Source organism: Paenibacillus sp. GYB004 (assembly GCF_036577605.1).
Taxonomy (GTDB): domain Bacteria; phylum Bacillota; class Bacilli; order Paenibacillales; family NBRC-103111; genus Paenibacillus_AB; species Paenibacillus_AB oceani.
The window spans coordinates 22,807-48,920 of the sequence record NZ_JARBDB010000055.1 but is presented as its reverse complement, the minus strand read 5'-3'; the positions used below and the strand labels follow the sequence as shown (position 1 = coordinate 48,920).

25 protein-coding genes and 1 riboswitch are annotated in these 26,114 nt (G+C 56.4%); of the genes, 16 read left to right on the top strand and 9 right to left on the bottom strand.

Going from position 1 to position 26,114, the window contains the following annotated elements:
• Positions 1 to 130: 130 nt before the first annotated feature.
• Positions 131 to 625 (bottom strand): YwhD family protein, encoded by a 495-nt coding sequence (locus PV433_RS23140; RefSeq protein ID WP_190923522.1) that lies wholly within the window; start codon positions 623 to 625, stop codon positions 131 to 133.
• A 177-nt stretch (positions 626 to 802) separates the two neighbouring features.
• Here PV433_RS23140 and PV433_RS23135 point away from each other — a divergent pair, with 177 nt between their 5' ends.
• The 4 genes from PV433_RS23135 (at position 803) to PV433_RS23120 (ending at position 6,127) form a co-directional block, all read left to right on the top strand.
• Positions 803 to 2,782 carry a M1 family metallopeptidase gene (locus PV433_RS23135; protein ID WP_332074407.1) on the top strand — a complete coding sequence of 660 codons (1,980 nt, stop codon included), beginning with the start codon at positions 803 to 805 and terminating at the stop codon, positions 2,780 to 2,782.
• Between the two features lie 17 nt (positions 2,783 to 2,799).
• Positions 2,800 to 3,606 carry a hypothetical protein gene (locus tag PV433_RS23130; protein ID WP_332074406.1) on the top strand — a complete coding sequence of 269 codons (807 nt, stop codon included), beginning with the start codon at positions 2,800 to 2,802 and terminating at the stop codon, positions 3,604 to 3,606.
• A 179-nt stretch (positions 3,607 to 3,785) separates the two neighbouring features.
• A riboswitch (cyclic di-AMP (ydaO/yuaA leader) is annotated at positions 3,786 to 3,921 on the top strand.
• A gap of 6 nt (positions 3,922 to 3,927) precedes the next feature.
• Entirely contained in the window at positions 3,928 to 4,398 is a 471-nt protein-coding gene (locus PV433_RS23125; RefSeq protein ID WP_332074405.1) for a C40 family peptidase, read from the top strand.
• Between the two features lie 334 nt (positions 4,399 to 4,732).
• Complete coding sequence (locus PV433_RS23120) at positions 4,733 to 6,127, top strand: cryptochrome/photolyase family protein (RefSeq protein WP_332074404.1); 1,395 nt, start codon at positions 4,733 to 4,735, stop codon at positions 6,125 to 6,127.
• A 146-nt stretch (positions 6,128 to 6,273) separates the two neighbouring features.
• Here PV433_RS23120 and PV433_RS23115 read toward each other — a convergent pair whose 3' ends face one another.
• Positions 6,274 to 7,176, bottom strand: a complete 903-nt coding sequence (locus tag PV433_RS23115) for a LysR family transcriptional regulator (RefSeq protein ID WP_332074403.1) — start codon at positions 7,174 to 7,176, stop codon at positions 6,274 to 6,276.
• A 163-nt stretch (positions 7,177 to 7,339) separates the two neighbouring features.
• Here PV433_RS23115 and thrC point away from each other — a divergent pair, with 163 nt between their 5' ends.
• Complete coding sequence (gene thrC, locus PV433_RS23110) at positions 7,340 to 8,617, top strand: threonine synthase (RefSeq protein WP_332074402.1); 1,278 nt, start codon at positions 7,340 to 7,342, stop codon at positions 8,615 to 8,617.
• A gap of 79 nt (positions 8,618 to 8,696) precedes the next feature.
• On the opposite strand, the gene PV433_RS23105 is transcribed toward thrC, so the two are convergent.
• Together PV433_RS23105 and PV433_RS23100 are read right to left on the bottom strand one after the other, a co-directional pair.
• Positions 8,697 to 9,260: an FAD-dependent oxidoreductase gene (locus PV433_RS23105; protein WP_332074401.1), complete on the bottom strand. Its 564-nt coding sequence runs from the start codon at positions 9,258 to 9,260 to the stop codon at positions 8,697 to 8,699.
• Positions 9,261 to 9,389: 129 nt separating this feature from the next.
• Positions 9,390 to 9,668: a DUF7662 domain-containing protein gene (locus tag PV433_RS23100; protein ID WP_332074400.1), complete on the bottom strand. Its 279-nt coding sequence runs from the start codon at positions 9,666 to 9,668 to the stop codon at positions 9,390 to 9,392.
• A gap of 182 nt (positions 9,669 to 9,850) precedes the next feature.
• Between PV433_RS23100 and PV433_RS23095 the strand changes: the two genes are divergently transcribed.
• The 8 genes from PV433_RS23095 (at position 9,851) to PV433_RS23060 (ending at position 18,457) form a co-directional block, all read left to right on the top strand.
• Positions 9,851 to 10,771 carry an ATP-binding cassette domain-containing protein gene (locus tag PV433_RS23095; RefSeq protein ID WP_442951567.1) on the top strand — a complete coding sequence of 307 codons (921 nt, stop codon included), beginning with the start codon at positions 9,851 to 9,853 and terminating at the stop codon, positions 10,769 to 10,771.
• Positions 10,772 to 11,025: 254 nt separating this feature from the next.
• On the top strand, positions 11,026 to 11,760 hold the full coding sequence (locus PV433_RS23090; protein ID WP_332074398.1) for an ABC transporter permease: 735 nt from the start codon (positions 11,026 to 11,028) through the stop codon (positions 11,758 to 11,760).
• A gap of 2 nt (positions 11,761 to 11,762) precedes the next feature.
• Positions 11,763 to 12,893 carry a sensor histidine kinase gene (locus PV433_RS23085; protein WP_332074397.1) on the top strand — a complete coding sequence of 377 codons (1,131 nt, stop codon included), beginning with the start codon at positions 11,763 to 11,765 and terminating at the stop codon, positions 12,891 to 12,893.
• A 17-nt stretch (positions 12,894 to 12,910) separates the two neighbouring features.
• The gene (locus PV433_RS23080) at positions 12,911 to 13,516 is read left to right on the top strand and encodes a response regulator transcription factor (protein WP_332074396.1); all 606 of its coding nucleotides are present in this window, start codon (positions 12,911 to 12,913) and stop codon (positions 13,514 to 13,516) included.
• A 203-nt stretch (positions 13,517 to 13,719) separates the two neighbouring features.
• On the top strand, positions 13,720 to 14,565 hold the full coding sequence (locus tag PV433_RS23075) for a stalk domain-containing protein (protein WP_332074395.1): 846 nt from the start codon (positions 13,720 to 13,722) through the stop codon (positions 14,563 to 14,565).
• 709 nt (positions 14,566 to 15,274) lie between these two features.
• Entirely contained in the window at positions 15,275 to 16,771 is a 1,497-nt protein-coding gene (locus tag PV433_RS23070; protein ID WP_332074394.1) for an ABC transporter substrate-binding protein/permease, read from the top strand.
• On the top strand, positions 16,764 to 17,486 hold the full coding sequence (locus PV433_RS23065; RefSeq protein ID WP_332074393.1) for an amino acid ABC transporter ATP-binding protein: 723 nt from the start codon (positions 16,764 to 16,766) through the stop codon (positions 17,484 to 17,486). Before PV433_RS23070 ends, PV433_RS23065 begins: the two co-directional genes overlap by 8 nt.
• A 203-nt stretch (positions 17,487 to 17,689) precedes the next feature.
• Complete coding sequence (locus PV433_RS23060) at positions 17,690 to 18,457, top strand: exodeoxyribonuclease III (protein WP_332074392.1); 768 nt, start codon at positions 17,690 to 17,692, stop codon at positions 18,455 to 18,457.
• A 103-nt stretch (positions 18,458 to 18,560) separates the two neighbouring features.
• Here the strand turns inward: PV433_RS23060 and PV433_RS23055 are convergent, their stop codons facing one another.
• The 3 genes from PV433_RS23055 to PV433_RS23045 all read right to left on the bottom strand — a co-directional run bounded on the left by PV433_RS23055 (position 18,561) and on the right by PV433_RS23045 (position 20,039).
• Positions 18,561 to 18,722, bottom strand: a complete 162-nt coding sequence (locus PV433_RS23055) for a zinc-binding dehydrogenase (RefSeq protein WP_332074420.1) — start codon at positions 18,720 to 18,722, stop codon at positions 18,561 to 18,563.
• A gap of 145 nt (positions 18,723 to 18,867) precedes the next feature.
• Positions 18,868 to 19,236 carry a DUF3862 domain-containing protein gene (locus PV433_RS23050; protein WP_332074391.1) on the bottom strand — a complete coding sequence of 123 codons (369 nt, stop codon included), beginning with the start codon at positions 19,234 to 19,236 and terminating at the stop codon, positions 18,868 to 18,870.
• Between the two features lie 122 nt (positions 19,237 to 19,358).
• Positions 19,359 to 20,039: a DUF4386 domain-containing protein gene (locus PV433_RS23045; protein WP_332074390.1), complete on the bottom strand. Its 681-nt coding sequence runs from the start codon at positions 20,037 to 20,039 to the stop codon at positions 19,359 to 19,361.
• A 311-nt stretch (positions 20,040 to 20,350) separates the two neighbouring features.
• Here PV433_RS23045 and PV433_RS23040 point away from each other — a divergent pair, with 311 nt between their 5' ends.
• Positions 20,351 to 20,863, top strand: a complete 513-nt coding sequence (locus tag PV433_RS23040) for an ABC transporter substrate-binding protein (RefSeq protein ID WP_332074389.1) — start codon at positions 20,351 to 20,353, stop codon at positions 20,861 to 20,863.
• A gap of 207 nt (positions 20,864 to 21,070) precedes the next feature.
• Here the strand turns inward: PV433_RS23040 and PV433_RS23035 are convergent, their stop codons facing one another.
• Together PV433_RS23035 and PV433_RS23030 are read right to left on the bottom strand one after the other, a co-directional pair.
• Positions 21,071 to 21,769, bottom strand: a complete 699-nt coding sequence (locus PV433_RS23035; protein ID WP_332074388.1) for a transglutaminase-like domain-containing protein — start codon at positions 21,767 to 21,769, stop codon at positions 21,071 to 21,073.
• Positions 21,770 to 21,790: 21 nt separating this feature from the next.
• On the bottom strand, positions 21,791 to 22,564 hold the full coding sequence (locus tag PV433_RS23030; protein WP_332074387.1) for an AraC family transcriptional regulator: 774 nt from the start codon (positions 22,562 to 22,564) through the stop codon (positions 21,791 to 21,793).
• Between the two features lie 396 nt (positions 22,565 to 22,960).
• Between PV433_RS23030 and PV433_RS23025 the strand changes: the two genes are divergently transcribed.
• Positions 22,961 to 24,820 (top strand): patatin-like phospholipase family protein, encoded by a 1,860-nt coding sequence (locus tag PV433_RS23025; RefSeq protein WP_332074386.1) that lies wholly within the window; start codon positions 22,961 to 22,963, stop codon positions 24,818 to 24,820.
• Between the two features lie 254 nt (positions 24,821 to 25,074).
• Positions 25,075 to 25,758: a hypothetical protein gene (locus PV433_RS23020; protein WP_332074385.1), complete on the top strand. Its 684-nt coding sequence runs from the start codon at positions 25,075 to 25,077 to the stop codon at positions 25,756 to 25,758.
• The last annotated feature ends 356 nt before the right edge of the window (positions 25,759 to 26,114 follow it).

Below are 26,114 nucleotides of genomic sequence, written 5' to 3'. Positions count from 1 at the left end.
GAGAAGCCCAAATCTCACAACGGCTGACACACAATCGACACAAATCATTTTGGGCCGGTCGGACCGCCGTATGAAACCCTTATCCTCCCGGTCTTCTTATCGGCTTCCGATCGGCCTATGCCCCCCGGAATTAGGCAAGCCCTTGCTTGAGCGCTTCTCCCGAACGTTCCCACCACTCGGCGTTATGCTCGGCTAATACGCGCTTCAGCGCCGCCTTCTCGCCATCGCTCAACCCGTCGAGAATGATGCGCTGCTTCAGGGCGTAATCCATTTTATTTACGTGATCGGCAAGAATCTTCCACCCTCTGCGCGCTTCGGTATCGACAAGCATCTCGCATGCCGTGACTCCGGCATAAAACGGTCCTTCCTCGCTGCGCCCCACGTATACCCATACGATCCAGCACTTGCGGCCATTCGGCGTGTCGTCCTTATTCATCGAAAATTTGATCCCGCGCTCCACTTTGCTTTTCGCATGAATGGCACCCAGGTCGATGTATGCATCTTCCCCATCAATAATGATGCTGGACAGATTGGACAGGTCGAGCGCGCCGGCGCCGAATCCTTTATGTTCTTTATTGCTCACCACGTTCAGCGCGAGCTTTTTCCCTTTTTCACCTGTTTCCATGGCTATCACCTTCCATATAAGACCCCTAAGTAAGACTTCTTATCGAAGCCCTCTACAGTGCGGACCTCCAGATTATATTGCTGAAAAATCGTACCTTTCTATTTATTTTAGCTAATAATCCGGCAAATGCAAACATATACATGCTGTAGATGCTTGTCAACGGGGTGAGAATCGTTTATGATCAACCGCCTGTCCAAACGCAACACCTTATGGCTGCTCCTGATCCTGCTGATCGCCGGGACGATTACGATCGCCCAGTTCGCGGAACGCCCCGAGTCCCCCGCATCGCTGTCCGCCCTGAACGAACCGTCGGCACAAGCGCTGGAGCCGCCGGCCCCCGCCGTGAACGATACTCCGAAGCCGCTCAGCAAACGCATCGTGGAGTATCATATCTCGGTGCAGCTCGACGCGGAGCAGAAGACGCTGGCCGGCGCCCAGTCGCTTACTTGGAAAAATCCGGGGTCGAAGCCGGTCAGCGAGCTGGTCTTCCATCTGTATCCGAACGCGTTTCAATCCAAAAAGTCGACGTTTCTGCGCGAATCGGGAGGCAAACTGCGGAACGATCAGATGAAGGAAGACAGCTTCGGCCACATGAGCCTTGAATCGATTCAAACGGAAGACGGCGTCGATCTGATGCGCTCGATGCAGTTCATCCAGCCGGACGACGGCAACAAGCAGGACCAGACGCTGATGAAAATCCGCCTGCCCCAGCCGGTCAATCCGGGCGCGGAGACGACTATCAAAATTCGTTTCTCGGTCAAGCTCCCTTACGTGTTCGCCCGCATGGGGTATGTCGGCGATTTCGTCATGGCCGGCCAATGGTTTCCGAAAGTCGCCGTCTACGAGCCGAAAGGTACGCGCGGACGCGAAGAGGAAGGCTGGAACACCCATCAGTACCACGGCAACTCCGAGTTTTACTCCGACTTCGGCATGTATAACGTCCGCATCCAGGTTCCTTCGAATTATACGGTGGCGGCTACCGGGTTTCCGACCAAGCCCGCCTCGGACGACGGCACGAAGAAGACGTATCAGTTTTATGCGGACGACGTTCATGACTTCGCCTGGGCCGCTTCCCCGAACTTTATATATTACGAGGAACCGTTCTCGGCGCCAAATGTCCCGGGCGTCAAAATCAAGCTGTACCTGGATCCCGCCCACGAGGCATTAAAGGACCGGTACATCTATGCGGCCAAGCGTTCGCTCGCCAAATACAGCGAATGGTTCGGCACATACCCCTACTCCACGCTGTCGATCGTGATTCCGCCTCCGGGAGGCAACGGTGCGGGCGGTATGGAATATCCGACGCTGGTCACCGGCTGGGAAGCGTCCGGAGATACGGACAGCTTCGAGCTGGAACGGGTGATCGTCCATGAGATCGGCCATCAATATTGGTACGGCATGGTGGCGAGTAACGAATTCGAGGAAGCGTGGCTCGATGAAGGCTTTACGTCCTACGCGGAAGATCTCATCATGATGAGCGAGTACGGCGTGCAGCCGAACTTTGCCATCGAATCGAGTTATATGACCTCGCCGGAGCCGCTGAAGCTGGCTTCCTGGCAATACGGGGGACACAGCCGCTACGCAGAGAACGTTTATACGCGGGCCAAGCTCGTGCTTGCCGGAATCGAGAAGCAGATCGGCCAGAAGACGATGCTGCGGGTAATGAAAACGTATTTTGACCGCTGGAAGTTCAAACATCCGACGACAAGCGATTTTCAGGCCGTTCTCGAAAGCGTAACGAAAACGAGCTGGGCCGAATATTTCGATCAGTTCGTCTACGGCGGCGGCATGACCGATTATTCCATCGAGCAAGTGCAGACGCGGCCGTTGAAGCAGGACGGCAAAACCGTCTACGAAACCGCCGTGCTAATCAAAAAAAATGGCGGCCATTATATGGACGTGCCGGTCCGCTTCCATTTCACGGACGGGTCCGATGTGGAGAAAGTGTGGGACGGACGGGACCCTCAGGTGCTGTATACGATTACGAGCGAAGCCCCTCTCGAATGGGCGGCGATCGATCCGCAGATGACGATGATCCTCGAGCATAAGCGGATTAATAACTTCATGCAAGTGAACGTCGACGATACATGGAAAGCGCGCCTGACGATCGGAATCGTGAAATGGATCGAGATCTTGTTAAACGGGCTCGCCTGGTGAGGAGGTGACTGCCGCCTATGATGCGTTATATGAAGAACGGCTTTACGGATACGTTATCGCAATCCTTTCTCCTGCTCGTCTTGTGGCTTTATCATTTCACCTGGGGCTTCCTGCTGCTGATGCTGGTCAAATCGGTCGTCGTTCCGCTGATGCACCGGTACCCGGGCGAGCATCTGTCTGCCGCCGCCTCGCAGCTGTTCCTGGCCGAAAGTCAATTCCGGCTTGTGAAAACCGACATCAGTCATCCGTACATCTGGCTGCTGGTCGGAGTTGCGGCGGCGCGGATGCTGTTGACGCCGGTTCTGAACGCGGGCGTCTACTACTCTCTGGCGAATCCGCATCTGAATGCCGGCTACCGCTTTTTGCAGGGCATCAAGCGGCTCAGCGGTTCGTTCTTCCTCTACTACGTCTTGCAAATGGCGATAACGCTGGCTCCCGTATATTGGCTGTTCCCGGTGGTCAAGAAAGCGTTCGCCCAGCACGCCGATTACGCTTCCCTCTCGCTTGCGCTGCTGCCCTGGGCAGCGGGATATGCCGCATTCGGGTTTCTGATCCGCCTTCTCTTCATGTACGTCCAGTTCGGCCGGACGACGGAAAGCGGACTCGGATCGTCACTCGGTCTGTTCGTCCGCAAGCTGCCGGCCATCGTGCTGCTGGCCTGCCTGCTGCTCGCGTTGTCCGGGGCGTTTACGGCCGCCGCCTTATCGGCCTCCCTGATCTGGGCGGGGTTGACCGCCCTGATCGTACAGCAGCTGCTCCATATCACCGATATGGTGTTCAAGCTATGGACGATCGCTTCCCAATACCGCATCTACGCCGACTGACGGATTAAGGCTCCCGCATTTGCAAGCAAGGCGAGACTTCCACCGTTCCCCTTTTCTCCCGCAGAAAAGGGGTTTTTCTGTGCCCTCAGGATTCGAAATTTCGATTTTTCAAAAAAAATGTTGCGAAAAAGGAGGAAATCGTTGCTAAAAGGCGAATTATAATTACCCGGAAACAAAAAAATCGAACCATGCCGAATTCCCGCTTGCCGGGAAACGGGGGAACCATTCCGGGTGAATTGATCTCGCAGGAAAGTGATCATAGGGCACCTTCGACCGAACCCTCAGCTAACCTCGTAGGCACCTGGAAGGAGTCCGCTTCACTTGAAAAAGGCACTTATTATGATCACCACCGTGGTCGCACTGTTCTTCACCTCCGTTGGCAGCGCTTTCGCTGAAACGACGCTCGAGAAAACTGTGAACGAGCTGATCGGTGTGAAGTACAGAACCGCAGGAACGACCACAAAAGGCTTCGACTGCTCGGGCTTCACGATGTACGTCTTCAATCAATTCGGCGTAGATCTCGCTCATCAATCGAAAGCCCAAGCCAAAGAGGGCACCTGGGTCGACAAGATCGATCTGATTCCCGGCGACCTCGTGTTCTTTAACACCGACGGCAAAGGCATTTCCCACGTCGGCATCTACCTCGGCAACGACGAATTTATCCATTCGGCGTCCAACGAAGGGGTAGTGAAGAACAAGCTTAGCGAGAAGTATTACAAAACCCGTTATGTAACCGCGCGCCGCATCGCTGGTGACGATCTGTACAACCAGCTCATGGCGGAGGCCAAGTAATACAGGCAGCGGAACGGACAAGCCCAAGCCCTGGAGGAGCGAACCATTCGCCCTGCAGGGCTTGATTTCGTTCATCCCCGCTTCTTCCGACAGGAAGCGGCAGGGCGGCGAATCCGCACGTTTTGGGCGTATAGCCTCCGACACCGGTTTTCACCGTTTTCCCGGATTCGACCGCTTGTCGGAACGTGTACGGACTGTTCCAGCAGACCGGGTGACGGTGACGGGTTCGGCGATCGGCGGCAAGGCTCCGCCCTTCCGGCAGGAAAACGGCTGAGTCTTTGCGAATGTTTGTATCACGGATAAGCTTTGTACACTGCTTTAGGGGGACGGCCCGATGATTCTGTTTGTCCATCGCAAAGACCTGCGGGTAACCGACATGCCCGCTTTCGCGTATATCGCCCGGACCGGGCTTCCTTCCCTGCATTTGTTTATCCTTGACCCGGCCATCCTGAACGCGGAACGGGCCCGTGCGCATAGCGGACGCCGCTTCCTCGGTCTGCTCGCCCGCCTTCAGTCGTTATACCGGCATCAAGGCCAGACGCTGAATCTCGTATGCGGAACACCCGAGGAGATCGTGCCGCAGATCGCGCTTGTTCACGAAGCGACGGAGGTGGTCTTCCACCGGGACGACACTCCTTACGCCAGACACCGGGATACGAGCATCCATGAAACGCTGCACCGGCTCGGCATCCCGCTGACGACGATATCCGATCAGCCGCTGGCCGATCCGGAGGAACTTCACCGCTACGCCGGGCGGCAATCGCCGTATAAAGTGTTCACCCCGTTCTACCGCAAATGGAGCGAATTCGTGCATACGTATTTCCAACCGCCCGTGACGACCCGGCTGGCCGATTTGCGCACGCTCGTGCTGGACGAATCGATCCGGCAGCGGTATGCGCCCCCTTACTCGCTGGAGCGGTTCCGCGGGGACGTGCGCCTGGAGGCGCCCGAAGAAAGGCTGGAGCGGTTCACCGCCGAGAAGCTCCCGGATTATGCGCAGCGGAGGGATTCGTATGCAGATGATGCGACAAGCGGGCTAAGCGGTTACATCAATTCGGGCTCGATCTCGGTTCGAACCGTCTACGACAAGCTGCTCGGGGAGCCGGACTTCGAGGCGTGGAGGCGACAGCTCGCCTGGCGGGATTTTTACTTGTACCAGTCGGTATTTGACCCGCTTTTCTTCGAATATGAGCACTATTACGACTTGTCCGGGCTTGGTGACCGGCATTTCGAAGCCTGGAGAAAAGGGCGGACCGGCATTCCGATCGTCGATGCGGCGATGACGCAGCTGAACGAAACGGGCAGCATGCCGAACCGGCTAAGAATGGTCACGGCGATGTTCCTGACGAAAAACTTGCTTGCGCCGTTTACGCTCGGCGAGCAAACGTTCCGGATGATGCTGACCGATGCCGATAATGTGCTGAACCGGGGAGGCTGGCTCTGGTCCGCCTCGCTCGGTTATGACGCCGCGCCGTATTTCCGGATCATGAACCCGGTCACCCAGTCGGAGACGTGGGACCCTTCCGGCGAATATATCCGCAGATGGCTCCCCGGCCAGCGCGGCTTGTCGGACCGGGACGTGCACCGCCCGCTGCCGCATGCCGTCGTCGATCTGAAAGCTTCCCGCGCCCGGGCGATCGAAGTATACAAACGCCTTATCGCCGAGGCTCGCGCCCGTATCGGCGTTCCGGACGGACAGCCCGGCTCCGGCGATTCCGCAGACGATTAGCAGAAGAGCGACTCCTAGGATGAGTTCATCCTGCCTTTGGGCGGTCATTCCCCTTCTTTTCAAGCACTAACCTAGTTCTGAGCGGCGTCGGCGGCCACCGGCACAGAGCCGAGCGGAATCTCGTCAGCCGGAAAGGTTTCCGCTGCTCACAAGCCCGGCCTGGCGATCGTCCCGCCGGCAAACGTCCGGGCGAATCGTTCCGCCGCAGGCGGCAGCGGGTCCCCTGCTCTCCGGTACAGCCCGATCGGATTATCGAGCCGGATGTGCGGGACTCTCACCCTCGCAATCTCCTTTCGCCCGATGCCATCCCGCACCTCCAGAGCGGATGCGATCGCCGCACCGTAGCCGGCCGCCACCGCCTTGACCGTCTCTCCCGGTCCGCTGCACTGCAGCCCGATGCGGGGCGCGGGCACTCCGTTCACCCGGCACAGGGCGGAGAGCCATTCCCGGCCGGAGCTCCCTTCCTCCCGCACGACAAACGGCTCGGCGAGCACCCGACCGAGCTCCGCCTCACGGTCTGCGAGCGGATGATCAGCCGGCACGATAAACCACAGTTCGTCTTCCATGAGCGGCTCCCGCACGAGTCCTTCCGGCAGGTCGCGGCCGCCTCCCACGACGGCGAGATCCGCTTCGTACCGCAGCAGCCGTTGGAAAGCGGTGCGGGAATTCACCGTCGTCAGCACAATATCCACGTCGGGATGGTCCCGCTTGAACGGCGCAATCCATCCCGGCAGCAGCAGGTTAGCCGGCAGATACGTTGCCGCGATGCGGACGGAGCCGGTATTCCCGTCGCGAAGCCGCTGTGCTTCCCTCTCGATCTCGCGTTCCAGCGCAAATAACCGCGCCGCCTGCTCCGCCAGCCTCTCGCCCGGCTCCGTCAGAACGACTCCCCGGCCTCTGGCGCGGAACAGCGTAAGCCCCAGCTCCCGCTCCAGATTGCGCAGCTGTGCCGTTACGGCAGGCTGACTAATATGCAGACGCTCCGACGCCTTTGTCACCCCGCCGCTTTCGACCACCTCATGGAACAGACGAAAGGCATGTAAATTCACGTTCCCGTCCCCATTCATAAATTTATTTTATGAAAATTATAAATATATATATTAGTTTTATGCTTCAGATTCTTTTATTCTAAAACTGCGGCGCTGCAAAAACAAGAACAAAGGAGGAAAGAGGAGCGGCCGGTGCGGCTTTTCCGGTCGTTTTTCGTCCCCGATGAAATTTAGTTGTTTCGAATGTTCCAGAGAGTATCCCGTCGCTCGTTCCGTAATGTACCGATGCGAATGCGGCGGACTGCTGGATACGGTCCACGATTGGCGTCATACGGATGCCGAACAGCTTAGGCGCTTGTTCGATATGCGCCGGGCGGATCGTCACACGCCGCTCTCCGGGGGCGTATGGCGGTACAAGGAGCTCATCCATCCTTCGCTCCCCATCGAGCACATCGTCACCAAATACGAAGGCAATACCGGACTATACGAGCATGAGCTGCTCCGCCGTTATACCGGCGTACGCCGTCTGTGGCTGAAGGCGCAATCGGAAAACCCGAGCGGGTCGTTCAAAGACAACGGAATGACGGCAGCCGTTTCTCACGGGCTCTGGCTTGGCTGCGAGCGGTTCGCCTGCACGTCCACCGGCAATACGTCCTCCTCGATGGCGATGTACGCTGCGCTGGCAGGCAAGGAAGCCGTCGTATTTCTTCCCGCAGCCGCCGTATCGCCCAACAAATCGCTGCAGACCGAAGCGTACGGCGCCCGGCTGATTCGGACGGAAGGCGGCTACGACGAAGGAATCCGGTTTCTGGAGCAGTACGCCGGACAGCTCGGGTTGTATGTGTGCAATTCGATCAACCCGCTTCGAATCGAAGGACAAAAAAGCATCGTATTCGAGCTCGCTCACGATTTGCGGTGGAAGCTGCCCGACTGGATCGTCCTGCCGGGCGGCGCACTCAGCAACGCATCGGCGCTCGGCAAAGGACTGGAGGAGCTGCACCGGATCGGCTTGATCGAGTCTCTGCCCCGCATAGCGGTTATTCAGGCGCAAGGGGCGTCCCCGTTCCACGCAATGCTCCGCTCAGGACGCCGGCAGCTGCATCCGGTCCTCTCCCCCGATACGGTGGCCTCGGCGCTGAATATCGGAAATCCGCCGAACTGGCCGAAGGCGCTGCGGTATGCGATTGAACGGACCGGCGGCGTTACGGCCTCGGTCGCCGACGAGGACATCCTGGCGGCCAAATCGGTTGTCGATCGCAGCGGAATCGGCTGCGAACCGGCATCCGCCGCAGCGGTCGCAGGTCTGCGGCAGCTAGTGACGGACGGTACGATCGGCCCGGACGAAACCGCCGCCTGCATCCTGACCGGCCATCTGCTGAAAGATACGGAGGCGATCGTCAAAAGCCTGTCGGCCGGCATTCCAGCCGGGATGTATCCGACGTCAGCCGCTTCTGCCGTAAAGCTGGACGTTGACCGTGTAGCGAGAGCGTTACAGGCCTGAAAACGCAGCGTCCCCCTGCTGCCCGGGAATCCGGGCGTCAGAGGGACGCTTGCTTCTTTATGCTGTTCTACTATGCGGATTAGGACTTGATCATATCATGATCGACGTACCGCTCTCCGTTGATTTCGCTGAGGATGTTAATCGCAACCTTCGCACCGTCTCCGGACGTAATGATCGTATGTACGCTCACACCCGCGCACGTACCTGCCGCCCAGATGCCCGGGATGCTCGTCTTGCCGGCGCTGTCGGCTTTGATAATCGTCTTGATCCGCGGCTCGGTGCCCGGAACGGTCTCGAGTCCGATCGCTTCCGCCAGATCGGCGAAAAGTCCGGTCGCCAAAATAACGTATTTCGCTTCGTAGGAACTTTGCTCGGTTTGCAAAGAGAAACCGCCTTCTCCGCGCTCGATTCCGCTCACTTTCCCCTGGACGATTTCCGCGCCGAATTTGACGGCCTGCTTTTTGCCTACTTCAATCAAGTCCGGACCCGATATTTGATCCACACCGTAATGATTTTCTACCCATGCCCGTTTCGTAATGCTCTGGTCGTTGTCGATGACAAGTACTTTCTTCCCCGCTTTCGCCGCAAAAAGGGCCGCGCTGGCGCCGGCAGGTCCCGCTCCTACAATCGCGATATCGAACATAAACTTGTCCTCCTTTTAAACATTGAAATGTATTTCTATACATTAGTATACAAAGTAGCACGTATAAAGCAAATGGAGAAACCGGCATTTCATTTCAGTTCCCTCTTTATATTATCTCCAAGCCGCTTTCTATAACCGGAGCACGCTAAAATCCGGGTCGCTCAACCGGCACCGGACGAAGGTTACTCCCTCGCCCGGAACTACGCGCGAAACTCTCCTGAACGCCGGCAGCCACCCCATCGCAGGCGAACTGCCGTCGATCACCGTGTTGCTCCACCATTCAGGCTGACAGACCGCTTCCGGAGGGAGCGGGACACCGAGGATTCCCTCCATCTGATCGAACGTCAGCTTAACGGATGCGGTTGTCTGAACGTGCAAATAGTTTTCCAGTCGTTTGAAGGGTCTCATCTCTCATCACCTGTATCTACTGTATCGCAACCATCTCAACAATCCCTGAACAACTGCCGGCTGCGAGGCTGGCGTACGGATTCTGACATTTGTCACCCGATCTTCATGACAATCCTTACTGACTGCCGACGTCCTGCGGCAGGTACAATGAATGTATCGAAGCGAAACGTTGATAGAAAAGGATGATTCCCGTGAAATATGCGATTGAAAGCAAGCAGCTCGTCAAACAATTCGGCGCTTTCCGCGCTGTCGACGGCATGGACCTCCGGCTGGAGAGCGGAAAAATATCCGCCCTGCTCGGACCGAACGGCGCAGGCAAAACGACCGCCATCTCGATGATGCTCGGCATGCTAAAACCTACCTCCGGCGAGATTCGCGTCCTGGGCCAGCTAGCCGGCAGTCCCGAGCTGCGCGAGCGGGTCGGAGCTATGATGCAGGACGCTAGAGCCGCCGACGGCCTGACCGTTCGCGAGGTGCTGCAGCTGCTGCGTAGCTACTACCGCAATCCGCTCCCGCTCGACCGTCTGCTGGACGTATCGGGCCTTCACGGGGAAGCGAAGAAACGCGCCTCCTCGCTCTCCGGCGGACAACGCCGCCGCCTTGCCTTCGCGCAAAGCCTGGCAGGCAATCCGCAGCTGCTCCTGCTCGACGAACCGACCGTCGGTATGGACGTCGAAGCCCGAATCCGCTTCTGGGAGACGATCCGGGAGCTGGCGGATCAGGGCACCACGGTACTGCTGACGACGCATCACCTGGAAGAGGCGGACAATGTCGCCGACCATATCGCCGTGCTGGCGGCCGGGCGGATTATCGCAGAAGGCACGCCGGGCGAACTGAAGGCGAAAGCGAGTCTGCGGACCGTCTCCTTCCGGGCCGCATCGATGCCGCACGAGCATGAACTGCTGCAACTTCCGGGCGTCGAGAAAGTGGACAGCCGCGGCAGCCGCATCCGGCTTTATGTACGGAACGCCGATCTCGTCTTGCCGGAGCTGCTGCGAACCGGTTGGGGTGTCTCCGATATCGAAGTGCAATCGGCCAGTCTGGAGGACGCCTTCCGGTCGATCACAGAGAAGCCCCCGGCTCAAAAACAGGCTCACAACTGAACCTGAAACAACTGCCTCTTTACCCGCAATTGTCTAATAGTGCGAGTTCAAAAAGTCCGGTTTTCAGCACCGAGAAGATGGGATGAAGCTAGGAAATGCGGAGCGTAGTGGGAGCTTTTGTGAGCACCGGAAGTTCCGGCTGAATTCCATATTCGATGTCGAGCAGGCTTCTGATCGGCTTCGTGATCAAAAGAGGGCTTTTTGAACTACCTCTAATAACCCGATTACGCTTTTATATAAGGAGGATTTTCCCTATGCTTGCCGCCCAAACGAAAGCCGAAACTTTGCGCATCGTGCGCAGCCCGTTTTTCCTGTTATTCTCGATTGCCATGCCGATGGTATTTTATTTCCTCTTCTCGGCCATTAACGGCGTTCAGACCGAAATCGCCTCGACCACCTGGGGCGCCTATCTGCTCATGTCGATGACCGCCTTCAGTCTGGTCGGCACGTCCGTCGGACAATTCGGCATCCGCCTCGCTTACGAGCGCCGCGACGGGTGGATGGCGCTGCTCCGCCTTACCCCGCTTCCTCCCGGCGTCTGGCTCGGCGGCAAGCTGGGAGCGCATATGGCGATTCACCTGCTTATAATTGCTCTGTTGTTCCCGACCGCCGGTCTCGTCTACGGGATCGACCTGACCGCCGGGCAGTGGATCGCCTGCGGCTTATGGCTGTGGATCGGCAGCCTGCCGTTCCTGGCCATCGGGTCCTTGATGGGCTCGCTGAAAAACGCCGACGCCGCCACCGCGATCGCCAACATCCTTCACATGGGGCTGGCTATTCTGGGCGGACTGTGGATGCCGCTGCAGGCGATGCCCGACTGGATTCAGAAAATCGGCGTATGGACACCAACCCACCGGTATGCGCACGGCGCCTGGAATATACTCGCCGGCAAAGCGCCGGACATGATCGACATCGGAATCTTGTCCGCATGCTTCCTTCTCTTTATGGTACTATCAGGATATCTTATGAACAGACGGGAAGCGATCTAACGATGATTCGAGCGGCCAAGAAACTGTTCCCCGCATCCGAGGGTTGGTTTCCGCTTCTGCTGCTGGTGAACTTGCTGATTCCTTTGTACTTCGTCCTGCAGGAGCCCCGGGTCAAGCTGACTCTGGGTCTGCTGCTGCTCGGCGCGTTCGTCGTCTTATACCGGCAGCTGTACTGGACGGCTTCCGCTGCGCCGGCGATGCTGATCGCCCAAACGGCGATTACGCTGACGTTGTCTGCCGCTTATCACCCGATGTTCGCCTACATCGGGTTCCTGTTCGCTTATCCGCTCAGCGAGCAGAAGACGCGGGTCATCGTCACGATCTCCGTCTCTTTTCTGGCAGGGATGACGGCGATCCTCGTCATGCAGTACCAGATGCTCGGGCAAACGCTGCTCGCCGCAATCCTCCCGCCGCTGTTCGGCGTCTGCGTCATGCCGTTCCTCATCCGGGTGTCCGCCCAATACAAGCAGATGGCGAACCGGCTTCAGGCAGCTACCGCCCAAATCGAGAGAATGGCCCAGCAGGAGGAGCGGCAGCGGATCGCCCGGGAACTGCACGATACGCTCGGACATACGCTCACCTTGATCAGCCTGAAAAGCGAAGTGACGGAGAAGCTCGTGCACCGTGCCCCGGACAAGGCGGCCGAGGAAGCGCGCGACATTCGCATGACCGCCCGGGCCGCTCTGAAGCAGATGCGGGATCTCGTCACCGAGATGAAAGCGGTGCGCCTGGGGGACGAGTTCGCTCATGCGCTGGAATTGTGCGAAGCGGCCGGAATCGTGCTGACTCTGCCGGAACATGCGGCGGAATCCGATGCGGAACTGCCGCTCACGGCGTTGCAGCAATCCATCTTGGCGACTTGCTTCCGAGAAGCGTTAACGAACGTGGTCCGCCACAGCCGGGCCGCCCGGTGTGACGTATGTATCGATATTGAGGACGGCTTGGTCCGGCTTCTCGTATCCGATAACGGTACCGGAATCGGCAAACCTAACGCCATTTCTGCAGGCAGCAACGGTCTGGCCGGGATGAGGGAACGGTTGGCGCTGGTCGACGGCAGCGTGGAGCTGTCGCCGGGACCGGCGTCAGGCACGATCGTCACTTTAACGGTGCCGCGTGTCATCCGAAACAGTTGAAGGGAGAGAATACCTGCGTGATACAAGTCGTACTTGGAGAGGATCAGCGGCTGTTGCGCGGCGCTATGGCCACGCTCTTGTCGCTGGAGGACGATATCGAAGTAGTCGGCCAGGCGGAGAACGGCGAAGACGCCTTGCAGCTCATCCGTTCCGCCCGTCCCGACGTCGCGGTGCTCGATATCGAGATGCCCTTGAAAACCGGCCTCGATGTGGCCGAGGCACTGCGCCAGGACGGCTCTCCTTGCAAAATATTGATTGTCACGACGTTCGCGCGGCCCGGCTATTTTCAGCGGGCGGTAGCCGCCGGAGTCGCCGGCTACTTGCTGAAGGACAGCTCCAGCGACGAGATGTCGGACGCCATCCGCCGCGTATATGCAGGCAAACGGGTCATCAGCCCGGAGCTGTCCCTCGCCATGTGGGAGGCTCCAAGTCCGCTGTCTCCCCGCGAGCGCGACGTATTGCGCCTCGCAGCGGAAGGGCTGACGCTGCAAGACATCGGGGCCAGGCTGTTTCTGTCGCACGGAACGGTCCGCAACTATATGTCGGAAGCGATCGGCAAGCTCGGAGCGTCGACGCGGATCGAAGCGATCCGCACCGCCCGGGACAAAGGCTGGCTGGAGTAATCCGGGGCGGAACGGACACGTCATCTCGCGTCTTGGGCAGTTGGACGCGATGCCGCCGGCAAGGCTGTCGGCATTTTTTTCTATGCAGCTGCAACATTTCAACAAGAGGCGGCGTCTGGAAGGAAGAGGACAACCTAATACATAGTCGGACCTAATCGATTCTGACTAGTACCGTCCGACCACATCAGAGGAGGCAGCACATAATGAAAAAAATGATGAAAGCCGTCACGATCGCCACGCTGGCCGTCGGAATGATCGGTACGTCCGCATTCGCCGCTACAGCCGATTGGACTGAAGTTAAAGGTATTTTCAATTCGAAAATCAAGGTCGTCATCGAAGGCAAAGGCCCTTCTGACATAACGCCGCTTATCGTGGACGGCACCGCATATTTGCCGGTAAGAGAAATGGGCAACACGTTCGGCCTGAACGTAACCTGGAACGAGCAGGAATCCCGGATCGACATCCAGCAGATGAAACCTCCGGTAGACGTTCAATCGCTTGACGGAATCGTGCTTGACGTTCAGGAAGGCAAGGACGGGGTCCGTTACGTAGACGTTCTCAATCAAGGGGCAGACGCGGTGAATGCGATCGTTCGCCTGGTCGTTCCCGCCGATTTCAAGGTGACGGACAACAAGTCCGAAACCCATGACGCTTCGGTGTTGAAAGCCGGTATGAAGATCGAAGCGACCCACAGCCTTGCGATGACGAAGAGCATTCCGCCGCAAGCCAAAGCGGAGTCGATCAAAATCGTCCATGAGCTCGGAATGACCGAAGGCACGATTCAATCGGTCCAATCGACCGACCACGGGCTCACGATCAAGGTTAGCGACAAAGCCGACGATCCGACGGCCGGAGTCGTGCTTCACGTGAGCAAGGATACCAAGCTGATGTCCGGGGTTATCGGCGGAGAAGCCGTCGCCCAGGATCAATTGAAGCAAGGCATGAAGGTGAAAGCTTACTACGGCCCTGTCATGACGATGAGCTTGCCGCCGCAAAGCGCCGCTCAAGCGATCTTCGTGCTGGACTCGAACGATAACGAAGCGAAGTAACTACGCCTGACAGGGGAATGTCCCCACTTTCTAACAAAAAGACCTCAAATTCCACGGACATGTGGAGGTTGAGGTCTTTTTCTCGGGCTCTGTGAACACAACAGAAGTCTTTTGCACCTCCTATTTTCGGCATGTTGGGTTCTAAGAGGGACGAATAGAGGGGAGTTGCCCCCCTTCTTTTAGCCAACCCGCCCCGTCTGCACCCTTTTCACCGATTATTGCAGCCTCAGACCGCTCTTATTTCACCGTCCAGGCCGGTTTTCGCAAAAATAAAGGGTACAAACGAGGCTGTCGATTCAATGTGGACAACCAAGTGGGAAGGGAAAAGATTACCTTCTGGCGAGTTTTGTCTGGAATCCCCTACCTTACAATCCTTATTCAATCAAGGGATTCCGGACAACCTGTTTGAGCAGAAGAAGTTGGAACGGCCTGCTATCACTTCTACACATTGAATCGACAGCCTCACAAACCGCTTCTATTTGATTCCTTCCCCGCTTGAAGCAGGCAGCTGCCGAGGCTGCAGGCATGTCCGAAAGTCTCGCCTTTTCCGTGTATCGGGAATGGCGCCCCCCGTTAAAATTTCACGCGCCGAGCCACAATAAGGTATAGCCGTCCGCTGGTGCCGACACCAGTTTCAGCCATTTACATCCTATCTTGTACCGCTTATACTTTCTGAGTTGAATCCATTACACACAGGATAGAGGGAATCATGAACAGGAACTTGTCAACCAGAATCAGAATCTCACTCCTCATCTTCGTGCTCCTTCTGCTGTCGCTGGGACCGGCCGCCTCGCTGCCGTTAGGGCACACGGCCGTCACTTATGCAGCGAACGAACCGGCAAAACCGGCCAAAAAGCTCGTGATGGGGACGTCGCCCGATTATCCCCCCTACGAAAGTGTAGACGCCAAGGGCGGCGGCGAAATAGTCGGTATGGATATCGATATCGCCAAATACATTACCGGCCGGCTCGGTTACGAGCTGGAGATCGCCAGCATGGACTTCAGCGGGCTGATCGCCGCTCTTCAGACCAAACGCGTCGATTTCGCCATGTCCGGCATGTCGGTAACCGAAGAGCGCAAACAAAGCGTCACGTTCTCCGACAGCTACTATACGGCGCGCAATACGATCGTATCGCACAAGGACCAGGCGTACGAAAGCGTTGAGCAGCTCTCGGGCAAACTGATCGGGACCCAGCTCGGCTCGGTTCAGGATCAATATGCTCAAACCATTCCGGGAATCCAGCTGAAAAAGCTCAATAAAATCGCCGATTTGATTCAGGAACTGAACTCCCGCCGCATGGACGCCGCCATCGTCGAAGACGCGGTAGCTATCGAGATGGTCCGGGCGAATCCGAATCTCGTGCTGAACTTCCTCCCGGTATCGGAGCAGGATAACGGCTATGCGATCGCATTCCCCAAGCAGTCGGAGCTGGTCGACGACTTTAACCGGATCTTGCGGGAGATGAAAGAAAGCGGACAGCTGCAGCAGCTGACCGACAAATGGTTCGAAGAAAAGGAAACCTCCGCCGGTAAAGGCGCCGAGGGCAAGCTGATCGATTTCAGCGTCCTTGAGGGGTATGTCCCTTATATTCTTAAAGGCGTGTATGTGACGCTGCTGTTCACACTCGTCTCCGCGTTACTCGGATTGTTGTGGGGAACGATTCTTTCCCTGTTCAAAATATCGGGCATCCGCCCGCTGCAATGGTTCGCCACCGCGTATACGTCGGTATTTCGCGGAACGCCCTTGCTCGTACAGCTGACGATCATCTATTACGCGACCCCGCAGCTGTTCAACTTCGACATCCCGGCGCTGCTTGCGGCCGGACTCGCGTTCGGGCTCAACTCTGCGGCTTACTTGTCGGAGACGATTCGCGGCGGCATTATGGCCGTGGATAAAGGCCAGCGCGAAGCGGCGATCGCCCTCGGCATCCCGTACCGCAAAATGATGGTGCGCATCATCTTCCCGCAGGCGCTGCGACACATCCTGCCGGCGCTCGTGAACGAATTCGTTGCCCTGCTCAAGGAGTCGTCGCTCGTATCCGTCATCGGGGTCGCCGAACTGATGCGCCGCGCCGACGTCGTTCGGGCCAGCACCTTCCGCGCCTTCGAAGCGCTGTTGCTCGTAGCCGTCATTTATTATGTGCTCGTGCTCGTCCTTACGTCTTTGGCGCGCATGCTGGAAAGGAGACTTCGCCGCAGTGATTAACGTAACCGATCTAACGAAAACGTTCGGCAAAAACCAGGTGTTGAAGGGGATCTCCACTCATGTGGACAAAGGCGAAGTCGTCGCCTTGATCGGGCCGTCCGGCTCCGGCAAATCGACCTTCCTGCGCTGTCTGAACCTGCTCGAGATTCCAACCTCGGGAACGATTACGATCGACGGGGCTGAGCTGACCAAGCCGAAAACCGATATCGCCCGGATCCGCCAGCGGATCGGCATGGTATTTCAGCACTTTCATCTGTTCCCGCATATGACCGTGCTCGATAATATTACGTTCGCCCCGATCGAAGTAAAAGGAATGTCTGCGGAAGCGGCCCGGACCAAGGCGCATGAGCTGCTCGCGCGCGTCGGTCTGGCGGATAAAGCGGACAGCTACCCTTCCCGGCTGTCGGGCGGACAAAAGCAGCGCGTAGCGATTGCACGCAGTCTGGCGATGGAACCCGACATCATGCTGTTCGACGAGCCGACCTCGGCGCTTGACCCGGAGATGGTCAAGGAAGTGCTGAACGTCATTCGCGGCCTGGCCGACAGCGGCATGACGATGCTGATCGTCACCCATGAGATGAAGTTCGCGCGCGAAGCGGCCGATACGATATACTTCCTCGATAACGGGAAGCTGATCGAGCGCGCGGCGCCGCAGCAGTTTTTTACCACCCCCCAAAGCGAACGGGCCGCCCGCTTTCTGGAACAGGTTTTGTAGCCGGAAGGAACGGGCTCAGGTCATTCTGTCTGGAAAAGGCTGCGCGATGCGCAGTCTTTTTTGCCATATTTCGCAAATCCGGCAGAGAGTCAAATATGCTATACTTCCAGAAGAAACGTTCCGCTTACGGCTGGAGCCGGAAACGGCGGCAATTTCACAGCACCACCCGTAGAATCGGAAGCTAAGCAAGGGGAGAAACGACGATGAAGCTGGTATCCTGGAACGTCAACGGATTAAGAGCCTGCGTGAACAAGGGCTTTCTCGATTATTTCAAAGAAACGGACGCAGACCTGTTCTGCCTTCAGGAAACGAAGCTGCAGGAAGGGCAGATCAGCCTGGAGCTGGGCGAAGAGTACGAGCAATATTGGAATTATGCGGTCAAAAAGGGGTATTCCGGCACTGCCGTATTCACGAAAATAAAACCGATATCAGTCCGGTATGGGTTGGAAGAAGACCTGGAGCCCGAAGGCCGGATTATCACGCTCGAATTCCCTGCCTTCTATCTAGTGAACGTGTATACGCCCAACGCCAGACGCGATCTGTCGAGGCTGGAGCTGCGGATGGAGTGGGAGGACCGCTTCCTCGCTTATTTGCAGCAGCTCGACGAGCGCAAGCCCGTTATCGTATGCGGCGACCTGAATGTCGCTCACCAGGAGATCGACCTGAAAAATGCGAAGGCCAACCGGGGCAATTCCGGATTTACCGAGGAAGAACGGGGCAAGATGACCCGGCTGCTCGAAGCCGGATTCATCGATTCGTTCCGGGACTTGTATCCCGACCGGACGGACGCCTACAGCTGGTGGTCGAACATGCCCCGGGTCCGGGAGCGGAATGTCGGCTGGCGGATCGATTATTTCCTTCTCTCCTCCCGGCTGAAACCGGCGCTGCTGGACTCGCAGATCGACGCCCACGTGCTGGGAAGCGATCATTGTCCCGTAGTGCTGCAGATGGCGGACGAGCTAACAGGCTAATCGGGTACTGGCGCCGGTACCGGGTCAGACATCCATCAGCTGCATCGCCCCTCGTCATATGCCCGGCGTGTTGTCATCACCCCATAACCGGCCTATCTTCAACTTATCCGACACTAAGAACAATTTTCCCGCGGCCGTGCCGGGTCTCGATGGCCCGGTGTGCCTCGTCCGCCCGCTCCAACGGAAACACCTGCCGGATAGGGATTTGAAGCTTTCCCTTGGAATGAAGATTCACCAGCTCCGCAAGGCGGGCTGCCGATCGTATGGTCCGACATTATGCGCTGAATAAGGGCGTTATGGGAGGCGCCACCTGGCTCAGCAAGCAAAGAGGGCGGCTACAAGTTGTCCGCCGACAATCCGCCACCGCTCATAACCTGCACCCTAAGCGCCGCATGAGATTCCGTCAGCCTTTATTTAAGACCATATTGCGATTTGGACTTTAATTCGTCTCCCAGAAAGACGAAGCTCGCGCTGCCGGAACCTCCCTTTCCCTCGTACGTAACGCCCATGGCGTACATCTTGCTACCTTTTTCACCGCTCTCCGATACGATCTCGCCTTCGCCCCCTACGATTTGAACGACTTCCTTGTACTTCATTCCGTTGTTGATTTTGTCATATTGTTCTTTTGTAATCGTACTTTTTTTGGAGGATTCCGACTTCTGTTCCGTTGAAGGGGCCGTCGCGACGCCCGCCGGCTTAATCTGATTGCCGTCCTTCGAGCCGCAGGCCGCCGCCGCTATCAGGATACCGATAACGATTGCTATACGAAAAATTTTCATAGTGCCTCCCGAATGATATCAATTGTTATTCACAAAATTGTACTCACTCATCCGATCTTTTTTTAGGTGCGAGATGACTATTTAGGACCTACGACTGAACAATTTCAGTACGACTCGCTCCTTTACGCCGCTTCCGTTGACTGCGGCTCCTTAACGATATGAAACCCTTTGACGATTAGCCAAAGAGGCATCACGATCTCGAATAAGGCTCCCGGAATGTATAGAATCATGCCGCTATGGCCCATAAGCTCCAGGATCGCACTGGCCGACAACGAGACATATCCAATAAAGCCGAGAACCGAGATGAATCTGGGAATAAGGCTGGACCGGTACAACAAATGGCAAAACAAAAGGCTGTACAGTCCCAACGAAATCATAGCCAGCTGAAAAGCAATGAAACTTCCTTCTTCCGCTATCGCTCCCAGGGTATGAAAGTAAGAATTAGCCGGAGCTCCTGCCGCGATAAATTCTTGGCTTAATCGCACGAGCAGCAGCGGACCGATTGCGCCGACAACCAGAAGTACGGCCTCTATGACCCGGAAACCGACGTAACCTACTGCGATTTTTTCGCTATACCGCTTTAGAACCGGGAACAATACGACCGCGATTCCGACAACAGCGGCCGAATTCATAAACTCCAGCAATACCCCCGTAAGGATTTGGTTTTTGTGACTGTAGGCATTCGTGAGGTAATCCGGAGAACCTAAAATCGATTCGATCCTTGCATTTCCTAATAAATAGGCAGCTGTTGCAAATAAAAACAGGATGCCTGCAAGGACTGCCGCTTTTCTATCCGTGTTCATTTCTCCCCTTCCCTCCTCTGCGTTTGCGGGCTGGGCTGCGTGTAGCTTTGCCCGGCAATTGCGCTGTTCACCGTGCATTATAGTCGAATCCGATTCCGGCCTTACAGATACTAAAGTACGGTTTCAAAAACAAATCCCCGTAAATTTCATTCCATCGCGGCGGAGAGATGCATCATCGGATCGGGAGATTACGGCAAGCCCAATCCGGAGCTTATCGCCAGCTTAAACCCGGATCTGATCATTACGGGCAACAAGGACAGCTACAACGTTCTCAGCAAAATCGCGCCGACGATCGGGTGCCCTACGGGGATTTGAAGAACGCCAACGAGGAATTGATCTTCTTCGGCAAGGTGCAGGGCAAGGAGCGGGAAGCGGAGGAATGGCTGGCGGCATACGATCGCCGGATTGCGGAGGCTAAAGCCAAGGTGGACGCCGCGATCCCGGCCGGCGCCTCATACTCCATCATCGAAATCACGGACAAATCGATGTGGGTGTACGGCGATAACTTCGGCCGCGGCGGACAAGCCGTCTACAGCGCGCTCGGCCGCATACCGCCTGCGGCGATCGCCGAAGATCTCATGAAGAAGCAGTGGGCGGAAATCTCCGCCGAGGTGCTGGCGCAATATGCCGGGGACTACCTCGTGGTGACCTCCAATAACCGGACCGTCGACGATTTCCGCAAAGATCCGATCTGGAGCAGCCTGCCGGCGGTCAAGCATAACCGTTTGTACGTATGGCCGGAGGAGCGTTCCTGGTATTACGATCCGATCGCAGTGCTCGCGCAGACGGAGGAATTGACCAAGTGGCTGACGGCCCGTAAGTAAAGGGTATGTCGAGGACAGCGCTGGTCCGCCTGCGCGGCAGGTTCGGCAGATGTTCAGCCCTCCGCTTTCATCAGAAAGCGGGGGGCACCTTTTTTTGCGGGACGGGTCGTACGCAGCTTCTTGGGCGGCTGGTCTTCCATCCGCCGCAGCCGGATGGTCCGGCTCACCGTCCGCCGCGCCACCTTCGGGGCTCTTTAGCTTCGCTGGTTATCCTTCCCGGATCCTTCTAACGTTCCGATTCATCAGATGCCGGACGACCTGCTTGTACATCACTTTCCGGATTGCGCCTAAGTTTTGTGGATAGCGGGCAAAAAAAGCATCCGGGCTGTCATATACGCCTAAGTCGCGCACAATCCCCTCTTTTTGCACATACGTATCGTTACCGTCCCAATAGATGGGCGGGTTTTGGAAGTCGTTCGTGGCCACGCCGTAACCGCAAAATGAACCTTCGCACTCGCTGAATGTTTGCTGCAGCTTGGTTAAGTAAGGAAGGTCCAAAATAAATCCTTCCATATTCAGCCACCTTCCCTCGGCGTACACCTCCACCCAGCTGTGGATGATTTCATCGGGCGACAGCCGGTAATACCAGCCTTTCATCGCACCCTTTTGCAGCTTTTTATCGATCGTAAATCCGTGCATCCGGCAAGGCACCCCCACGGCTCGCAGCAAAGCCATGAACAGCACCCCCTTCGTATTGCATTGGCCGTAGCCGTCCTGCAGCACCTCGGATGCCGGTATATCATCCGCCCGGTTATAACCGAACAGAACCGTATCGCGGACGTAGTTGTACATGTCGAGTATTTGTTGCTGTGGCTCCAAGCGATCCCACTGCTTCGCCCGGATCAACTGCCGAATGCGGGGATGCGAGTAGTTAAGCAAAGCCGTTTCCAAGGTATACGTTCTCATAAGGAGCACCTCCTGCCCCCACTATACCGTCTCGTGTGTATAAGAAACTTTCAAAAAGACGCTGTCTTTGCGAATATCTCTGGGCGTCATCCCGAGCATCCGTTTGCTTGCGGCGGCAAAATGCGAGGGGCTGTCAAATCCCGCGTTCAGTGCGGCTTCTGTAATCGGCATCCCGTTCAAAATCAGATAAATCGCTCTCTGAAGCTTGTTTAACAGGATATAGCCGCTTAACGGAATTCCGGTATGTTCTTTGAACAGATGAGATAATCGGCTGCCGGACAAACCCAGCTTCCCGGCAAAATAACGGACGGAGTAGCCGTCGCTCTCCCCTTCTTTTAATCTACCGATCAAATCCAGAACGCGCGGATCGGCCATAGCCGGCTGAACATAACGGACACCCAGCAGCTCCAAGAACTGCGTCAGGAAACGGCTATAGCCGGTGCTGTCCGCTACGGTATGACTGAAGCTGCGCACATATTCGGCAGCCGCAGCCGCCTTCTCATCCGGAAATACGCCGTATCCGCGATCGCCGATCTGTTTCTTGAAGCCCGCCGCCAATGTGGAGGTGCTGTCCATTAACAACAGCAGCAGCGGCTGGCCTTGCCCGTCCAGGCGGTGGCTCACATTCGAATCCAGAACGATACCGCTGCCGGTGTGTAGCGTTCCTTCCACTTCCATCTCAAACGTATCCTGCAAGGAGATCGTCGCTTGCAAAAACGAATGTTTGTGAATATCGGCATCGATGGTGTCGGTCAGTACCAATAGATGGTGATCGGCACCGTATACGTTCATCATGCTTTGCCTCCCCTTATGCCATTGTACTTTCATTTCAGCTTGCCATTCGCTTGTCCTGATCCGGCCTCTTCTTGAACCGTCAACGTTCCCCGTGCCTATCTATCATGAAAGATTGTACACGCGCGCCGACGGCCTGTACAGATTCGATTCGCCCATCAACTCCCATCTTCGGAGCGGGCCGCGGCCGTCTTCCGGCTTTATTCTGTCAGGCTGTCAGCATGGAATGGAAAAGCCTTCATCATTTTGGGCTTCGGAGAGGAAAATGCAAATATTTGTCGAAACACAACTTAGGATGGAAGTTTTCCAATAAAGCTTTTCTTCCCAACGTATCGCACTTATAGCGGTTTTAGGGCCCGATTGTATCGAAATTTAGCAGATTAATGCGGAGGGGTCGTATTGACACGGAACTATATGAACTACCCTTTGCTGGAAAATTTGACTCCGGAAGAATTGCAGCAGATGAGCCCGGATATGCAAGAGGTTCATTACAAGGCCGGGGAACTGATCGTGAGACAGGGCGAGACCAGCCAGCGGGTGTATATCATCGTATCCGGCCAAGTCCGGGTTTATATGGAACAAGAAACGAAAGTAGAACTGGCGGAGCTTTCGAAAGGGCAATTTTTCGGCGAGATGTCCTGCCTGACCGGAGACCCCGTCAGCGCAAACGTGGAAGCGATCGGGCAGGTCCATACGGTAACCATGTCCCGGACGGGGCTGATGGTGCTCATGGACAAAAGCAGCGACTTCCGCGGCCGGATTATCGAGGCCATGATCCAGAGAATTCAAAACTCCAACAGCCGGGTGCTCGAGGAGCATACGAAAAGTCTCATCATAATGAAGCAGCGCGAAATAGAGGAGCAGGATCGGTTCGGGGAACTGATCGGGCAAAGCGCCGCCATGCGGACGTTGCTCGGCCGGATCGAGCAGCTTGCCGCCGAAGAAGGCCATGTCGCCATTGTAGGCGAGTCCGGAACCGGCAAGAGGAGCGTGGCCCAGAAGCTTCACTATTCGGGAGGGGGCAGGTCCTATCCGCTTATCCGTCTGCATGCTTCTGACGTGGAACGCTCCGATTGGGAGACGACGGTGCATGCGGCAAGAGGCGGGACGGTTATCGTGGAGAAGGCTGACGACTGCCCGCCCGATCAGTTGCAGCGGATACTCGCTACCGTATCCCGCACGCGTATTGTAACGATCTCACAGCGTCCGCTGGCACTGCGCGGCGCAACCCTCTTGCACGTCCCCCCTCTCCGCGAACGGGTGGAGGATATTCCTCTACTGGCACAATATTTTGTGGAGAAAGAAAGGGGAGGCGATGCGGAGGAATCGATTTCTCCAGATGCTTTGCGGATGCTGGCCCTCTTCCCCTATTTGACCGACAATGTCGAGGAACTGCAAAATATTATTAAAGAAGCCTGCGTTTTGAGCGAAGGACGGAAGATCTACAGCCATCACCTCCGTTTCGGCCGCCGCCGCAAACCTGGCGAACGCCCCAAGATCGGACTGGCCTTGGGCAGCGGAGCAGCCAGAGGACTGGCCCACCTGGGTGTGCTTCACGTTCTTGAGCAGGAAGGAATTCCGATCGATATGATCGCAGGAACGAGCGTCGGTTCCATTATTGGCGGAGCGTACGCGGCCGGCATGCCGCTAAAGGACTGCATGGAGGTGCTCGCGAAGATTGGGTGGGGGCAGCTTGTCCGGCCGACCTTCCCCGTGCGCTCGCTTGTTCATAATGCGCCGATTATCGGATTTATCGAAAAACATGTGGGGAAGCGTCTGATCGAGGAACTGCCTATACCGTTCGGCGCGGTCGCCTCGGACGTATCAACGGGGGAGGCGCATATTATGCGCACAGGGTCGCTGGCTCATGCCTTATGTGCCAGCACGGCCGTCCCCGCTGTTATGCGCCCCGTACAGTATCAGGGGAAACGGCTGGCTGACGGGGCGATCGTTCATCCCGTTCCGGCGGCGCTAGTGCGCAGCATGGGGGCGGACATCGTCGTGGCCGTCAACGTATGCCCGGAATCGTTCGCCAAAGGAGCAGCCAGACATTTGATCGACTCGCTCCTGAATACGATCGACATCATGAGCGCGAAGCTGGTGAAGGAGGAGCTGCAGCTGGCTGACGTCGTTTTGCGCCCCGAGCTCGGCTTCAGCCAGATCAGCTTCAGGGACTCGGCCAACTATGTCACGGCGGGAGAAGTCGTAACCCGGGAAGCCATTGCCCGGATTCGTCAGAAGATGGGAGAGGCCCTATAACCACCGGCTTTTCGGGAAACGTCCGGAGTACAGCTTGTTGGATTGGTTGCAAACTGGCGCAGCCTTGTACTTAACGTGCCCCTACCACCGCTTTGTTCCCCTTATGTTGTTGCGCTCCTGCAAACTTTGTGTCATATTATGAATGTCAACCAGCAGCCAAGCGGCAAAGAATGCCCCGCTTCCTTTCTAACCGGAGAGGAATCGGGGTTTTTATGTTTGTATCAAACGAATATGCGAGGGCGAGGGATCGAGGAATGGGCTTCCCATCGGAACACGAGAACTGGATACGCGATCATCTGAAGCGAAGAAGAGGGGAACGTCTCGACGCTCTGAAACGCGGCCACGGCTACGGAAATCGATTGTTCATCGAGCAAATTTGGTGGCCGCTTGCCGGTCACTTTCACGGGCTGCACCCCGAGTATGAGGTGAAGGACTGGCGGGGACGCTCTTACTTTGTGGATTTTATGTGGGTTGTAGGAGCGGTACGGATTATTTTTGAAATCATGGACTTTGGCTCCCACGGTACGGACCGAACCAAGTATCGAAGGGATCTCAACCGGGGGCTTTTTCTTCAGGCTCAAGACTGCTCGGTCTACTACATCTCTCTGGATGAGCTCAAAGAAAATCCTTCGTTCATTCTTTCTGCATTGCGGAGCATTCTATCCCCCTACCTGTCGGCGGATTCCGGAGGTAAACGCATGGTTACGAGGTGTTATTCCAAAATCGAACGGGACTTGATGCGGGCTGCCATTCGCCACAACCGTGTCATTCGCCCTGCTGAGGCGGCAAGGGAATTGGAACTGCACACGATGACGGTCATTAAGTACTGTCGCCTACTGGTGGATAAGGGGAAGTTTCGAGCTGTAGCGAGAGGAGTGTCCGGGCGGGTTATTTATTATGAGTATGTGGGCTCCATCCAAAGCCCGGATTTGGTTTGATTGTGAAGCGGATCATGCAATTGTATATGAAAAATCATATTTATTTCTCTTCGAGTAGGCAAAATAAATGAATCTGTATGAATAATCATATAGAATTTATCATTTTGTATGGATTTCAAATATTCTATGCGAAAAATCATACAGAATCAAAGGTCGGCGGGGGCAAACCGACTTGGACACTTCAAATGATCCAGCAATTTCAACGGATCATTTGAAGTTATTATTTTCAAGAGCCGAACGTTGACTCGTTGTAGCCGCCACGGCCCTAGAGCTACATGGCGGCTTATTGTCGTTCTGGTACTGTCAGGCCTTGCTCGGGTTCTCTTCTTCTCCCGTCGCAATCCGATTCCCCTCAT

Excerpts from the sequence above, each read along its gene's own strand:
- PV433_RS23090 (WP_332074398.1), top strand. The coding sequence starts at position 11,026 with ATGCTTGCCGCCCAAACGAAAGCCGAAACTTTGCGCATCGTGCGCAGC.
- PV433_RS23070 (WP_332074394.1), top strand. The coding sequence starts at position 15,275 with ATGAACAGGAACTTGTCAACCAGAATCAGAATCTCACTCCTCATCTTC.
- PV433_RS23045 (WP_332074390.1), bottom strand. The coding sequence starts at position 20,039 with ATGAACACGGATAGAAAAGCGGCAGTCCTTGCAGGCATCCTGTTTTTA.
- thrC (WP_332074402.1), top strand. The coding sequence starts at position 7,340 with ATGAAATTTAGTTGTTTCGAATGTTCCAGAGAGTATCCCGTCGCTCGT.
- PV433_RS23020 (WP_332074385.1), top strand. The coding sequence starts at position 25,075 with ATGGGCTTCCCATCGGAACACGAGAACTGGATACGCGATCATCTGAAG.
- PV433_RS23120 (WP_332074404.1), top strand. The coding sequence starts at position 4,733 with ATGATTCTGTTTGTCCATCGCAAAGACCTGCGGGTAACCGACATGCCC.
- PV433_RS23140 (WP_190923522.1), bottom strand. The coding sequence starts at position 625 with ATGGAAACAGGTGAAAAAGGGAAAAAGCTCGCGCTGAACGTGGTGAGC.
- PV433_RS23075 (WP_332074395.1), top strand. The coding sequence starts at position 13,720 with ATGAAAAAAATGATGAAAGCCGTCACGATCGCCACGCTGGCCGTCGGA.
- PV433_RS23095 (WP_442951567.1), top strand. The coding sequence starts at position 9,851 with ATGATTCCCGTGAAATATGCGATTGAAAGCAAGCAGCTCGTCAAACAA.
- PV433_RS23105 (WP_332074401.1), bottom strand. The coding sequence starts at position 9,260 with ATGTTCGATATCGCGATTGTAGGAGCGGGACCTGCCGGCGCCAGCGCG.
- PV433_RS23030 (WP_332074387.1), bottom strand. The coding sequence starts at position 22,564 with ATGATGAACGTATACGGTGCCGATCACCATCTATTGGTACTGACCGAC.
- PV433_RS23135 (WP_332074407.1), top strand. The coding sequence starts at position 803 with ATGATCAACCGCCTGTCCAAACGCAACACCTTATGGCTGCTCCTGATC.
- PV433_RS23100 (WP_332074400.1), bottom strand. The coding sequence starts at position 9,668 with ATGAGACCCTTCAAACGACTGGAAAACTATTTGCACGTTCAGACAACC.
- PV433_RS23085 (WP_332074397.1), top strand. The coding sequence starts at position 11,763 with ATGATTCGAGCGGCCAAGAAACTGTTCCCCGCATCCGAGGGTTGGTTT.
- PV433_RS23050 (WP_332074391.1), bottom strand. The coding sequence starts at position 19,236 with ATGAAAATTTTTCGTATAGCAATCGTTATCGGTATCCTGATAGCGGCG.
- PV433_RS23130 (WP_332074406.1), top strand. The coding sequence starts at position 2,800 with ATGATGCGTTATATGAAGAACGGCTTTACGGATACGTTATCGCAATCC.
- PV433_RS23060 (WP_332074392.1), top strand. The coding sequence starts at position 17,690 with ATGAAGCTGGTATCCTGGAACGTCAACGGATTAAGAGCCTGCGTGAAC.
- PV433_RS23035 (WP_332074388.1), bottom strand. The coding sequence starts at position 21,769 with ATGAGAACGTATACCTTGGAAACGGCTTTGCTTAACTACTCGCATCCC.